12 protein-coding genes are annotated in these 12,619 nt (G+C 68.3%); 7 read left to right on the top strand and 5 right to left on the bottom strand.

Going from position 1 to position 12,619, the window contains the following annotated elements:
* Positions 1 to 24 precede the first annotated feature (24 nt).
* Positions 25 to 1,029, bottom strand: coding sequence for an Lrp/AsnC family transcriptional regulator (locus tag KVT32_RS14210; RefSeq protein WP_152382940.1), 1,005 nt, complete (start codon positions 1,027 to 1,029; stop codon positions 25 to 27).
* A gap of 82 nt (positions 1,030 to 1,111) precedes the next feature.
* Here KVT32_RS14210 and KVT32_RS14205 point away from each other — a divergent pair, with 82 nt between their 5' ends.
* The gene (locus KVT32_RS14205; protein WP_142052337.1) at positions 1,112 to 2,416 is read left to right on the top strand and encodes an MFS transporter; all 1,305 of its coding nucleotides are present in this window, start codon (positions 1,112 to 1,114) and stop codon (positions 2,414 to 2,416) included.
* 84 nt (positions 2,417 to 2,500) lie between these two features.
* On the top strand, positions 2,501 to 3,928 hold the full coding sequence (locus KVT32_RS14200; RefSeq protein WP_217618395.1) for an amidase: 1,428 nt from the start codon (positions 2,501 to 2,503) through the stop codon (positions 3,926 to 3,928).
* Between the two features lie 58 nt (positions 3,929 to 3,986).
* Here KVT32_RS14200 and metK read toward each other — a convergent pair whose 3' ends face one another.
* The gene (gene metK / locus KVT32_RS14195) at positions 3,987 to 5,150 is read right to left on the bottom strand and encodes a methionine adenosyltransferase (RefSeq protein ID WP_056327270.1); all 1,164 of its coding nucleotides are present in this window, start codon (positions 5,148 to 5,150) and stop codon (positions 3,987 to 3,989) included.
* A gap of 275 nt (positions 5,151 to 5,425) precedes the next feature.
* On the opposite strand from metK, the gene KVT32_RS14190 reads away from it, so the two are divergent.
* From KVT32_RS14190 to xerC, 5 genes are read left to right on the top strand one after another with little or no spacing between them, the layout of a single operon-like run.
* Positions 5,426 to 6,292, top strand: a complete 867-nt coding sequence (locus KVT32_RS14190; RefSeq protein ID WP_152382942.1) for a lysophospholipid acyltransferase family protein — start codon at positions 5,426 to 5,428, stop codon at positions 6,290 to 6,292.
* A gap of 41 nt (positions 6,293 to 6,333) precedes the next feature.
* Positions 6,334 to 7,224 carry a lysophospholipid acyltransferase family protein gene (locus tag KVT32_RS14185; protein ID WP_175156922.1) on the top strand — a complete coding sequence of 297 codons (891 nt, stop codon included), beginning with the start codon at positions 6,334 to 6,336 and terminating at the stop codon, positions 7,222 to 7,224.
* Positions 7,225 to 7,250: 26 nt separating this feature from the next.
* Complete coding sequence (gene dapF / locus KVT32_RS14180) at positions 7,251 to 8,162, top strand: diaminopimelate epimerase (RefSeq protein WP_056327263.1); 912 nt, start codon at positions 7,251 to 7,253, stop codon at positions 8,160 to 8,162.
* Positions 8,163 to 8,167: 5 nt separating this feature from the next.
* A complete protein-coding gene (locus KVT32_RS14175; protein ID WP_152382944.1) occupies positions 8,168 to 8,845 on the top strand; it encodes a DUF484 family protein in 678 nt (225 codons plus the stop codon).
* Positions 8,846 to 8,873: 28 nt separating this feature from the next.
* The gene (gene xerC, locus KVT32_RS14170; RefSeq protein ID WP_152382945.1) at positions 8,874 to 9,857 is read left to right on the top strand and encodes a tyrosine recombinase XerC; all 984 of its coding nucleotides are present in this window, start codon (positions 8,874 to 8,876) and stop codon (positions 9,855 to 9,857) included.
* 39 nt (positions 9,858 to 9,896) lie between these two features.
* Here the strand turns inward: xerC and KVT32_RS14165 are convergent, their stop codons facing one another.
* Genes KVT32_RS14165 through KVT32_RS14155 form a run of 3 tightly spaced genes read right to left on the bottom strand, consistent with a single transcriptional unit; the run spans position 9,897 to position 12,615 of the window.
* Positions 9,897 to 10,982 carry a nickel/cobalt transporter gene (locus tag KVT32_RS14165; RefSeq protein ID WP_217618394.1) on the bottom strand — a complete coding sequence of 362 codons (1,086 nt, stop codon included), beginning with the start codon at positions 10,980 to 10,982 and terminating at the stop codon, positions 9,897 to 9,899.
* Positions 10,973 to 11,656 carry a DUF1007 family protein gene (locus KVT32_RS14160; RefSeq protein WP_128829606.1) on the bottom strand — a complete coding sequence of 228 codons (684 nt, stop codon included), beginning with the start codon at positions 11,654 to 11,656 and terminating at the stop codon, positions 10,973 to 10,975. The genes KVT32_RS14165 and KVT32_RS14160 overlap by 10 nt, the downstream gene beginning before the upstream one ends.
* Complete coding sequence (locus KVT32_RS14155) at positions 11,617 to 12,615, bottom strand: metal ABC transporter solute-binding protein, Zn/Mn family (protein WP_217618393.1); 999 nt, start codon at positions 12,613 to 12,615, stop codon at positions 11,617 to 11,619. The genes KVT32_RS14160 and KVT32_RS14155 overlap by 40 nt, the downstream gene beginning before the upstream one ends.
* Between the last annotated feature and the right edge of the window lie 4 nt (positions 12,616 to 12,619).

The raw sequence follows: 12,619 nt of genomic DNA, 5'->3' as shown, positions 1-12,619 counted from the left end.
GCCCCGCCGGCCGCCGTCTCCCCGTCACGCCGCGTCCGGATCCAGCCGCGCCCCCGCGCGCACAATGCCGCAACGCTTGTGCGCGCGCATCACCACGCCCACCTCGCTGTTCAGCACACCGTCCAGCTCGCCCAGCCGGCGCGTCACCACGTCCCACAGATGCAGGCTGTCGCGGCACAGCACATGCCAGAAGAGCTGCGAGGCGCCACTGGTGCCGAACAGGCAGCGCGTGTTGGGGTCCAGCGCCAGATGCGCGGCCAGCGCGTCGACCGCCTGCGGCCGCACCTGCACGGAAATCACCGCCTCTACCGGAAAGCCCACCAACGCCGGCTCGACTTCGACGCGAAAGCTCAGCGCGCGGCGCTCCACCAGGTTCTGCAGCAGGCGATGCGCGGTCGGTTCGCTGACGCCGGAACGCTCGGCCAATTCGGCCAGGCTGGCGCGCCCGTCGCGCATCAGGTGCGTCACCATGCGCTGTTCGGGATCCGTCAACGCCGCGGGCGGCGACAGCCGCGGCGCGTCCGCATCGCCGCCGGCCTGCGGCTGGATGCGCCACTGGCCCGCGCGCCGGAATGGCCGCAGCACCAGTCGCGCCTCCACGTGTTCGACCCCGTCGATGCACGGCAGCACGCGGGTCACCACATCCGGCATGTCAGCCGCGTCGGCAAGCGTCAGCTCGGCCATCAGGTCGGCCGATCCGGCCAGCGTCACGACGAGCTGGCTGATGTCCAGCCGCGCCAGACGCTCGGCCACGTCCGGCACGCGGCCCGAGCGGCAACGCACCCACGCGTGCAGCACCACGCCACGCCCGGTGGCCAGCGGATCCGGTTCCGCGATGACGCGCAGCGCGTCCGCGTCCATCAGGCGCTTGATGCGCCGCGCCACGGTTCGCTCTGCGATGCCGGTTGCCGCGCCCAGCTCCCGCCAGGAGGCACGAGGCTGCGCCTGCAAAGCGACGAGGCACGCGAGATCCGTCTCGTCCAACGCGCCGATTAGGGAATTACCCTTACTTGACGTGACCATATTCATTAATCTAACGTTCGCGCATTGATAAAAACACAAATTTTATTGGTCTATTTGACCAAAAAACAAAACCTACTTTGAGGACGTCATGAGCAGCACATCCGCAACCTTGCGTCAGGCGCAAGGGGCAAGCGCCCCGCCCGTTTCGCGCGGCCGCACGATTCTGGCCGGTAGTGTAGGCAATGCGGTGGAATGGTTCGATTGGACCATCTACGCGTCGTTCGCCATCTTCTTTTCCAGCCAGTTCTTTCCGCCGGGCAACGAAACCACCGCCCTGCTCGCGACGTTCGGCATCTTTGCGGTGGGCTTTTTCATGCGTCCCGTCGGCGGCTGGGTGCTGGGCATCTTCTCGGACCGCTATGGCCGGAAGGCCGCGCTGGGCCTGACGATCCTCATGATGGCGGGCGGCTCGCTCATCATCGCCATCACGCCCACCTACGCCACCATCGGCATCGCTGCTCCCCTGCTGCTGACCGCCGCACGCCTGCTGCAAGGCCTGTCGCTGGGCGGAGAGTATGCCTCGGCCACGACCTTTCTGGCGGAAATGGCGCCGCCCAACAAGCGCGGCTTCTACTCCAGCTTCGTGTTCTTCAGCGCCGCGGTCGGCATCCTGGCCGCCTCGGCCGTGGGCTGGATCCTCACCACCGTTCTCACCAAGGCCGACATGGCCGAGTGGGGCTGGCGCATCCCGTTCATGCTGGGCGCGCTGGGCGGCCTGGCCGGCATGTGGATCCGCCGCGCCATCCCGGAAACCGAAGCGTTCTCGCACGCCAAGAAGGCCGGCGTTGAAAAGCAGCCGCTGCGCACGCTGCTGCGCGACCACCCGCGCGAAGTGCTGCGCATCGTCGGCTTCTCGGTCCTGACCACGTTTGCGTTCTACATCTTCGTGGCCTACGTGCCCACCTATGCCATCCGGCAGGTTGGCGCCGATCCCAAGACCGCGTTTGCGGCCAACACCGTCGCGCTGATCGTGTTCATGCTGGTGCAGCCGCTGTTCGGCATGCTGTCCGACCGCATCGGCCGCAAGCCGCAGCTCATCTTCTTTGCCGCAGGCTACCTGATCTTCTTCTACCCGGTCATGACCACGCTCGGGCCGTCGTTCGGTTCGATCCTGGCGGTCGAGCTGTTCGGGCTGGTGCTGTACGCGATGTACACCGCGATTGCGCCCGCCATCATGTCCGAACAGTTCCCCACGAGCGTGCGCGCCGTCGGCATCGGCACGCCGTACAACCTGGTCGTCGCGCTGCTGGGCGGCACCACGCCCTACCTGCTGACCTGGCTGCAAAGCAAGGGCATGGAGCGCTGGTTCTTCTATTACGTGCTGGCCGGCGCCGTGATCACGCTGATCACCTTCATCCGCATGCCCGAGACGAAGGGCCAGGTCCTGAAATAGGCCGTCCTCTTCTCGCGCCCTTCCCACACATCGCTTTCCGGTCCCGCCGCGGACCGGAAGGCTTTTTCCTTTTCGATGAGACTTATGCCCGTCCAAGACATCGACCTGCATTTCCAGGATGCGCGCCAGCTTGCCCGCGCCATCCGCGAGCGCAAATTGCGCTCGCGCGATCTCACCCTGCATTTCCTTGACCGGATCGAACGCGGCGGGGCGCTGGCGGCCTATAGCGTGGTCACGGCCGAGCGCGCGCTGGCGCAGGCCGAGGCGGCGGACCGGCTGCTGGACGCCGGTGTCTGCGCCGGTCCGCTGCATGGCGTGCCCGTCGCGGTCAAGGACAGCGTGCAGTGGGAAGGCACCGTCGTCAGCGGCGGCTCCCAGGCGCGCGCCGGCGTCGTCAGCACCGAGACCGCCGCCGCGGCTCGCGGACTGGCGGCAGCGGGCATGGTGATCCTGGGCAAGACGCGCATGACGGAATTCGCGTTCGGGCTGTCGGGTCAAAACCCGACGCAGGGCACCGCCCGCAATCCGTGGGACGCCAACATGGCGCGCGCGCCTGGCGGTTCGTCCAGCGGCGCGGGCGTGGCTGTGGCCGCGGGCCTGGCCCCGATCGCACTGGGCGGCGACACGGGCGGCTCCGTGCGCGCGCCGGCGGCGCTGAACGGCGTGGTGGGCTACAAGCCGTCCTCCGGTCTCATCAGCCGGGCCGGCTGCCTGCCGCTGTCCGAAACGCTGGATGTACTGGGTCCGATCGCGCGCACCGTCGCCGACGCACGTCTGCTTACGCAACTGCTGGCCGCGCCGGACGTCGATGACGCCGCCACGCTTGCGCTGCCCGCCACCTGCTTCACCAGCCTGCGGCACAGCGCCCCCCGAAAGCCGGGCGCCGTCGCCGTGCTGGCGCCGCAGTCCTGGCCCGCCCCGCTCACCGACGAGGCGTTGCAGGTCTGGCATGCGGCGCAGGAACGTCTGTCTCAGGCCGGCTACACGCCCACCGCCTGGCATCCGCCCGCGTCGCTGTCCTTTGCCCGCATGGCCGACGACAACTCGCTGGTGCTGGCCTACGAGGCCTATCGGCATTTCGGCGCGCTGGCCGAAGACCCTTCGCAGCCGTTGTGGGACGTGGTGCGCGCGCGCATCGCCGCTGGCGGCCGGATCACACAGGCCAGCTACGAGACCGCGCTGTCGCGCCGCCAGGCCGACATGGCGGCCTTCGGGCAGGCCATGCAGGGCATCGACGCCTTGCTCATGCCCGCGATCGATCAGGCCGCTCAGGCGCTGGACGCGCAGGACACGCGCCACGCCGGCCTGGGCAAGCTGCTGCGCCCGGCCAACTTCCTGGGTGCGGCGGCGATCGCACTGCCGTCAGGCCTGGACGCGCAGGGCTTGCCGAGCGCCGTGCAATTGCTGGCGCCGGCGGGTGCCGATGCCGCGCTGCTCGATTGCGCGGCGGCGCTGGAAGCGGTGCTGTCGCCCGTGCCGCGGCATCCGGACCTGTCGGCCTGGGGACTCTGAAAAAGAAAAAGCGCCCGATCGGATCGGGCGCTTTTTTCAACCGGGGTAGCGGTTGGCGTCAGGCGGACTTCTTCAGTTCCTGGACCTTGTCCGTGGCTTCCCACGAGAACTCGGGCTCGGAGCGGCCGAAGTGGCCGTAGGCGGCGGTCTTGGTGTAGATCGGGCGGAGCAGGTCCAGCATGTTCACGATGCCCTTCGGACGCAGGTCGAAGTGCTCGCGCACCAGCTTGGCGATCTGGTCGTCGGGGATGACGCCCGTGCCTTCCGTGTAGACGGTGATGTTGATGGGTTCGGCCACGCCGATGGCGTAGCTGACCTGCACCTGGCACTGGCGCGCCAGACCGGCGGCCACGATGTTCTTGGCCACGTAGCGGGCGGCGTAGGCGGCCGAACGGTCGACCTTGGACGGATCCTTGCCCGAGAACGCGCCGCCGCCGTGCGGGCAAGCGCCGCCGTACGTGTCGACGATGATCTTGCGGCCGGTCAGGCCGCAATCGCCTTGCGGGCCGCCAATGACGAAGCGGCCGGTCGGGTTGACCAGGAACTTGGTCTTGGGCGTGATCAGGCCTTCGGGGAAGCTGGGCTTGATGATGTCTTCGATGACCGCTTCGCGGATGGTCTCTTGCGAGACTTCCGGTGCATGCTGGGTCGACAGCACGACGGTGTCGACTTCGGCGGGACGGCCGTCGACGTAGCGGAACGTGACCTGCGACTTGGCGTCCGGGCGCAGCCAGCCAAGGCGGCCGTCCTTGCGCAGTTCGCTCTGGCGCTGCACCAGGCGGTGCGCGTACCAGATCGGGGCGGGCATCAGGTCGGGGGTTTCGTCGCAGGCGTAGCCGAACATCAGGCCTTGGTCGCCCGCGCCCTGGTTCAGGTAGTCTTCCGAGCTGCGGTCCACGCCCTGCGCGATGTCGGGCGACTGCTTGTCGTAGGCGACCAGCACCGCGCAACCCTTGTAGTCGATGCCGTACTCGGTGTTGTCGTAGCCGATGCGGCGGATCGTGTCGCGCGCGACCTGGATGTAGTCGACGTTGGCGGTGGTGGTGATTTCGCCAGCCAGCACGACCAGGCCGGTGTTGCACAGCGTTTCGGCTGCGACACGCGCGTTCGGGTCTTGCGTGAAGATGGCGTCGAGGATCGAATCGGAGATCTGATCGGCAACCTTGTCGGGGTGCCCTTCGGAGACGGATTCGGAAGTAAAGAGAAAATCGTTGTTGGCCACAGATGCGTCCTTAGTGTCCGGTCTTGCCGGCGCATAGGTTCTCGAGGCGCGTTGCACCCCGGTCTGCATGACAATGCCAACTGGGCGCGACGCTTTAGCGGATTTGGCGCGGGCCGCGCTAAGCGCTTTGCCCTTGCCGTCGCCCCGCAAGTTGTCGGTTAACTCGGCGACTGGGCGCATTTTAAGCGAAAATGCCGTTCTTATGCTTGCGGCCGGGGTGTATCCATATGCCTCGATCAGCGGTATTACCCTGCCCGATTTCAACCTTTTGAAGCATGTTGCTGCCCCTGTTCCGACTTTTTGCCGCCCTGCCGCTCCCCGTCGCGCATGCGATCGGGCGGTTCGCGGGACGCGCCATCTACGCCTTGCCGGGCAAGTACCGGCGGCGCCTGCAGGCCAATGCGGCGCAGGCCGGCTACCCCGGCGCGGCATTCGCCCGGCGCGCAGCGGCCGAAGCCGGCGCGATGATCCTCGAAAATCCCCGCGTCTGGTTCCGCAACCAGGAAAGCCTGGCGCAGGTGGTCTCGGACGATGACGACGTCGTCGCCGCCGCCCGCGCCGAAAACCGGGGCATTCTCTTTCTGACCCCCCACCTGGGCTGCTTCGAGATCACCGCCCGCTATCTGGCCCGCCAGATGCCCATGACGGTGATGTTCCGCCCCCCGCGCAAGCAAGCGCTGGCGCCGCTGCTGGAAACGGCGCGCAACAGCTCGGCCGTCAATGCGGTGCCCGCCAACATGCAGGGCGTGCGCGAATTCGTGCGCGCGTTGCGCCGCGGCGAATCCGTCGGCATGCTGCCCGATCAGGCCCCCAGCGTGGGCGACGGCGTGTGGGTGCCCTTCTTCGGACGCCTGGCCTACACCATGACACTGCCCGGCAAGCTCGCGTCGCAGACCAATGTCCCCATCATCCTCACCGCCGGCGAACGCCTGCCCAAGGGCCGCGGCTGGCGCATCCACTACGTCCGGGTGCCCGAGCCGCTGCCGGCCGAGCCCGAGGCCCAGGCCGCGCTCATCAACGCCGCAATGGAAACACTGATCCGCCGCTGCCCCGACCAGTACCTCTGGAGCTACAACCGCTACAAGACCCCGCGCGGCGCCAGCCCGGCGCCCGGCGCCGAACCGCCGCCCCCGGCCGCCTGAGCCTTTCCGCCGATCCCGCCGCCCGGTCTCATTCCGCATCCATGAACGATAAAAAAACGCGCACGCTGGTCTCCCTGCTGAAATGGTTCGGCCGTATCAAGCCGTCGACGCGCCTGCGCATCGGCGCCGTGCTGGGCTGGCTGGCGCCCCGGCTGGCCAAGTCGCGCGCGCGCATCGTGCGCCGCAACCTGGAACTGTGCTTTCCCGACCAGCCCGAGGCCGTGCGCGAACAATGGGTGGCCGACCACTTCCGGGCGCTGGCGCAGTCCATCGTCGACCGCGGCGTGCTCTGGTACGGCACGCCCGACGCCATCAAGGACATGGTCACGCAGACGGGCGCCGACCGCATCAATGCGCTGACCGCCGAAGGCCGCGCCGTCATCCTGCTTGCGCCGCACTTCATTGCGCTGGACGCGGCCGCCACCCGCCTCACCATGGAAGTGCCCAGCGCGGCCACCATGTACACGCCGCAAAGCGATCCGCACATCGACGCCGTCGTGGCCGCCGGGCGGGCGCGCTTCAATGAAGTGTTCCTCGTCAGCCGCAAGGACGGCGTGCGCGACCTCATCCGGCATCTGCGCGCGCCCCGCCCCGTCTACTACCTGCCGGACATGGACTTCGGCCGGCAGGGCTCGGTCTTCGTGCCGTTCTTCGGCGTGCCCGCCGCCACGCTGCTCGCCACGGCCCAACTTGCCCAGAAATGGAACGCCGCGGTCCTGCCGATCGTTGGATTCTGGAATCCGGACACCGGCAAGTACCACGTCGACGTGCTGCCGCCGCTTGAAGACTTCCCCGGCAGCGACAGCCTGGAAGCGGCCACCGCCCGCCTGAACCGCGAACTCGAAAGCTGGGTGCGCCGCTGCCCCAGCCAGTATTACTGGGTCCACCGCCGCTTCAAGACGCGCCCCGAAGGCGAGCCCAAGCTGTACTGACCGCCGTCGCTCGCCGCGCCGCGAGAATGGGCGATAATCCGGTGATGAACTGGAACTTCACCAAAATGCACGGCGCGGGCAACGATTTCGTTGTGCTCGATGGCGTTCGCCAAACCATCGAGATGACGCCCGAGCGCGCGCGCGCGCTCGGCGACCGCCACTTCGGCATCGGCGCCGACCAGATCCTGCTGGTCGAACGCGCCACGCGGCCGGACGCCGACTTCCGCTATCGCATTTTCAATTCCGACGGCAGCGAGGTCGAACACTGCGGCAACGGCGCCCGTTGCTTCGTGCGCTTCGTGCACGAGCAAGGCCTGTCCGACCGCAACCCGCTGCGCGCGGAAATCGCCACGGGCATCCTGGTCCTGGACGAAGGCGACGACGAGCAGGTCACCGTCGAAATGGGCAGCACGCGCTTCGACCCGGCCGCGCTGCCTTTTGACACCGCCGGCCTGCCTTCGGCCACGCAGGGCCAGGACACCGTCTGGGAACTGGATCTGGACGCGCCCGCCGGCCTGCCACGCGTGGTCGCCGTGTCGGCGGTTGCCATCTCCAATCCGCACGCCGTGCAGGTGGTCGAGAACGTCGACACCGCACCCGTCGCCGTGCTGGGTCCGCTGATCGAAACCCATCCGCGCTTTGCCCGCCGCGTCAACGCCGGCTTCATGCAGGTTGTTGACCGCCACAACATCCGCCTGCGCGTCTTCGAACGCGGCGCCGGCGAAACGCTGGCCTGCGGCACGGGCGCCTGCGCCGCGGTCGCGGCCGGCATCCGCCGCGGCCTGCTCGATTCGCCCGTGCGCGTGCAAACGCGCGGCGGTGTGCTGACCGTCGCCTGGAATGGCGAACAACTGCGCATGACCGGCCCGGCCGAATCCGTCTTCACGGGCCAGGTCGACATCGACAAGCTCGTTTTCTCCATGGCGCTGAACCGATAACCCCTATGACCGATACCGCTTTCACCGCCCAGGACATCGCAGCCTTTCTGCAAGAAAACCCCGGTTTCTTCGACGAACACGCCGACGTCTTCGCCACCCTGCAGGTGCCGCACCCGCACGGCTCGCGCGCCATCTCGCTGGGCGAACGCCAGATCCTCACGCTGCGCGAGCGCACCCGCGAACTGGAATGGCGCCTGAATGAACTGGTGCGCAATGCCTCCGCCAACGAGACCATCGGTTCGCACGTGGCCAAGTGGTGCTGCCGCCTGTTGTCCGAATGCGATCCGCAACTGGTGCCCGGCGAGATTGCGCTGGGCCTGGCCGAGCAATTCGAACTGAATCACGTGGCACTGCGCCTGTGGAACCTGTCCGAATTGCCCGATCAAGGCTATGGCGAGCCCGTCTCCGAAGACGTGCGCACCTTCACCGACAGCCTGAAGACGCCTTATGTCGGCACCGACACTGCCTTCGAAGCGGTGGCCTGGCTGGACGCCAAGCCCAAGTCGCTGGCGCTGGTGCCGCTGCGCCTGGAAGCAGACGGCGCGGCCGTGGGCCTCTTGGTGCTGGGCTCCGACGACCCCGAACGATTCACGCCCGAAATGGGCACGACGTTCCTGGAGTCGATCGCCCAGCTCGCGTCGGCCGCGCTGCATCGGCTGAATCCGGCCTCGCCCAAGGCGTAAGGCTGCAGGGGCGGACAAGGACAACGCGATGCACGACGCCGAGCCGAATGCCAATCCGCCCGCCCTGCCCGATCCGATGAGCGCCTGGCTGCGCCATCTGGAGACCAACCGCCGGTACTCGCCCCATACCTTGGATGGCTACCGGCGCGAACTGCACTTTTTGCGCGAACTTGCCGACAAGGCTGGCCTGCCGCTGGACAAGCTGGGCAATGGGCACATCCGCCAATTCGTGGCGCGCCTGCATGCGCAGGGCCGCGGCCCGCGCAGTCTGGCGCGCACGCTGGCGGCCTGGCGCGGCTTTTACCAATGGTGGGCGCCGGCCGCCGATTTGGCCGGCAACCCCGTGGCAGGCGTGCGCGCGCCCAAGGCGCCCCGCGGCCTGCCCAAGGCGCTGTCGGTCGAGCAGACCCAGGCCCTCCTGGACAACGCGCCGGCCCAGGTCGCCACCGAACCGGCCGCCCTGCGCGACCAGGCCATGTTCGAACTCCTGTATTCCAGCGGATTGCGCCTGTCGGAGCTGGTGGGATTGGACCTGCGCTACACGCGTACGGCCGACTACGAGTCGCGCGGCTGGCTGAATCCGGACGAGGCCGAGGTCGTGGTGCTGGGCAAGGGCGGCAAGCGCCGCTCGGTGCCGGTAGGCCAGCAGGCCATGGCCGCGCTGCGCAAGTGGATCGAGGTGCGTCCGCAGCTCGCGCCGCCCTCGCCGCTGCCCGAAGACGCTGCCGCGCTGTTTCTGGGCGCACGCGGACGCCGCATTTCGCCGCGCGTGGTGCAGTTGCAGCTCGCACGCATCGCGCAGACGGCCGGGGTGCCCACGCATGTGCATCCTCACGTCTTGCGCCACAGTTTTGCCAGCCACGTGTTGCAGTCCGCGCAGGACCTGCGCGCCGTGCAAGAGATGCTGGGACACGCCAACATCTCGACCACGCAAATCTACACGCGGCTCGATTTCCAGCATCTGGCCAAGGCCTACGACCAGGCGCATCCACGCGCCGGGCGCAAGTCCTGACACCCGCGGCCCGCGCCGCGAGCTGCCCGTCATCGACCGCTAGCCGCCCGCGGCGACCATGCCACCCAGCAGCATCACCCCCAGCAACAGCACGGCAATCGCCGCCAGCGCCTCGATGCCGTAACGCAGCCATGCCGCGCCCGCGCTGGACATGCGGCCGCCCAGGCGCGTGGCGGCGCCCCCGGCGGCGACGGCCAGGCAGGCCAGCGCCGCCACGGTCAGCCCCGTGCCCAGGCCCATCGCCAGCGCCGACGCCACGCCCGCCATGAAAAAGCCCTGGGACAGCGCGAACACCAGCACGATCAACGCCCCGCTGCACGGTCGCAGGCCCACCGCCAGGATGGCAGACCACGCGCGCCGCCAGTTCAGCGGACCGGCGACCTGCTCGGGCGCGGGCACATGTGCGTGACCGCAACCGCAGTCGTGATCGTGGTGATGGTCGTTGTGATCGTAGCCGTGATGATGCGCGTGGGCCTCCGCGTTTGCATGTGCATGCGCATGTGCGTGTGCCTGTGCGTGTCCGGGATCATGCGCATGTGCGTGATCATGCGCGTGCCCACGCGCGCCGGCCCGCCGCAGCAGCGGTCTCACGGCCTTGATCCACACCAGCCACACGCCCAACAGCGTCACCAGCGCATACGAAGCCAGCTCCAGCCAGCGCGTGGCTTCGTTCATGGTGGCCGCGGTGGCGTTGAACACGACCGCCAGCACCGCCACCATCACGATCGCCACCAGCGCCTGGATCAGTGACGACGCCAAGGCGAGCAGCGCCCCGTTGCGCGCCGTCTGGCGGTTGGCCAGCACATAGGATGAGATCACCGCCTTGCCGTGGCCCGGTCCCAGCGCATGAAAGACGCCATAGGCAAAGGACAGGCCCATAAGGGCCCACGCCGCGCCGCCGTCCGCCTGCCAGGCGCGCACGGCGCCCGTCAGTTGCCGGTAGAAGTGCGACTGCCAGAGGGACACGCTGCCAAAGAAGCTGGACAGCCAGCCGGGCCCTGCCAGCCCGCCCCCGCTTTCGGGCACGCCGAACGGATGCGCGCCTTGCGCGGCGGCGGCCGATATGCCGCCCAGCATCAGCAGCAGAACGACCGCCAGCGCGCGTTGCGGCCGGGTTACGGGCATCGCACCTCGATGCGGTGCGTGAGCCCCTTGGTGATGGCAAAAAGCTCGTCCGGCAAGGCGTCCGGGTCGGCCGGGATCGCGGCCAGTTCCTGCATGGTTTTCCAATCCAGTTCCTTGGGCTTGCGATAGTCGGCCGTGCAGGCCGCGCCCTGCGGTCCGCCCAGCGACACCGCGCCCTTCTCGTCAAATGCGTAGGCCACGAAATAGGTAGGGTCGTAGATGTCCACTTGCGCGCCGCCCGCGCCCGGCGCGACGGGCTCGGCCAGTGGCAACGTGAAGGACAGCGTGAGCCGCGTGGTCTTGGGGTTCCAGTCGACGCGGGCGTCGCGCGGCGCGGCGAATGCCGCGCTCTTGCCGTTGACCGTGACCCGGGTGAAGTAGTGGGAGATCGGTTCGCCCAGCGCCTTCATCCAGTCCTGCGCCATGCCTTGCAGCGTCGCCGCGGGCAGGGATCCGTCCTTGCCCTTTTTCAGGCCCTGCGTCGCATAGGCGCCGAACATTTCGTCGAACCGCCACACCTGCCGCACGGCGGTGATGCGCTGCTCGGCATCGACATCGATCTGCGCGCGCGCATCGATCCACATATGCGGGTGCGCGTTGGCAGCGCCCGCCGTCAGCAGCGCCGCCACGGCGCTCAGGGTTGCAAGGCCGCGGCAAGCTGGCGTGCGTTCCATTCAAACATTTCCAGATAGGTGGCGCCCGGCTGTCCGGGCTTGGACAGGGCATCGGAGTAGAGCGTACCACCCACCTTGGCGCTGGTCTCGCGGGCAATCTGCTGGACCAGTTTGGGACTGCTGATGTTCTCGACGAACACCGCCGGCACCTTGTCGCGCCGCACCTGCTCGATGATCGCGGCCACCTCGCGCGCCGACGGCTCGGCGTCCGTCGACACGCCCATCGCGGGGATGAACGTCACGCCATAGGCATCGCCGAAATAACCGAACGCGTCGTGCGAGGTCACAACCTTGCGCCGGTCGGTGCCAATGGCGTCGAAGCTTTTGCGCACGCTGGCGTCCAGCGCCTGCAGCTTGGCGATATACGTGTCGGCGCGTTGGCGGTAGGCCTGCGCGTGCGCGGGGTCCGCGGCCGCCAGGCCGTTGGCCACATTGCGCGCGTAGATCACGCCGTTGGCCAGGCTCTGCCACGCGTGCGGATCGGCGTCGCCGTGGTGATGATGATGGCCCGGCTCGTGATCGTGATCGTGGTCGTCCTTGTGATCGCCCTTGTGGTCGTCCTTATGCCCATGGTCATGCTCTTCGCCATGCCCCGCGAACTTGCGCGGCGCGACGCCCTGAGACGCCGTCACCGTCTGTCCCGCGAAGCCGGACGCCTTTGTCAGCTTGGGCAGCCAGGTCTCGAAATCCAGCCCGTTCACCACCAGCACGCGCGCCTCGGCCAGCTTTCTTGCATCACCCGGCGTGGGCTCGTAGCCGTGCGCGTCGCCGTCGGGGCCGACCAGCGTGGTCAGGCTGATCTCGGCGCCGCCCACTTCCCGCACGATGTCGCCCAGGATGGAAAAGCTGGCCACCACCTTCAACGGCTCAGCCGCCTGTGCAGTGCCCAGGACGGCCGTCAGGCAGGCGCCCGCCAGGGCCAGCAGTGCGCGGCGGCGGGCCGGCAGAATCGAACGCATGGTC

This window comes from Achromobacter sp. GbtcB20, assembly GCF_019091095.1.
GTDB lineage: Bacteria > Pseudomonadota > Gammaproteobacteria > Burkholderiales > Burkholderiaceae_B > Achromobacter > Achromobacter mucicolens.
Note: the sequence above shows the minus strand (reverse complement) of the source record. Positions and strands in the feature narration are given on the sequence as shown.

Coding starts and splice junctions, on each gene's coding strand:
- KVT32_RS14210 (WP_152382940.1), bottom strand. CDS start 1,029: ATGAATATGGTCACGTCAAGTAAGGGTAATTCCCTAATCGGCGCGTTG.
- KVT32_RS14205 (WP_142052337.1), top strand. CDS start 1,112: ATGAGCAGCACATCCGCAACCTTGCGTCAGGCGCAAGGGGCAAGCGCC.
- KVT32_RS14200 (WP_217618395.1), top strand. CDS start 2,501: ATGCCCGTCCAAGACATCGACCTGCATTTCCAGGATGCGCGCCAGCTT.
- KVT32_RS14190 (WP_152382942.1), top strand. CDS start 5,426: ATGTTGCTGCCCCTGTTCCGACTTTTTGCCGCCCTGCCGCTCCCCGTC.
- KVT32_RS14185 (WP_175156922.1), top strand. CDS start 6,334: ATGAACGATAAAAAAACGCGCACGCTGGTCTCCCTGCTGAAATGGTTC.
- dapF (WP_056327263.1), top strand. CDS start 7,251: ATGGGCGATAATCCGGTGATGAACTGGAACTTCACCAAAATGCACGGC.
- KVT32_RS14175 (WP_152382944.1), top strand. CDS start 8,168: ATGACCGATACCGCTTTCACCGCCCAGGACATCGCAGCCTTTCTGCAA.
- xerC (WP_152382945.1), top strand. CDS start 8,874: ATGCACGACGCCGAGCCGAATGCCAATCCGCCCGCCCTGCCCGATCCG.
- KVT32_RS14165 (WP_217618394.1), bottom strand. CDS start 10,982: ATGCCCGTAACCCGGCCGCAACGCGCGCTGGCGGTCGTTCTGCTGCTG.
- KVT32_RS14160 (WP_128829606.1), bottom strand. CDS start 11,656: ATGGAACGCACGCCAGCTTGCCGCGGCCTTGCAACCCTGAGCGCCGTG.
- KVT32_RS14155 (WP_217618393.1), bottom strand. CDS start 12,615: ATGCGTTCGATTCTGCCGGCCCGCCGCCGCGCACTGCTGGCCCTGGCG.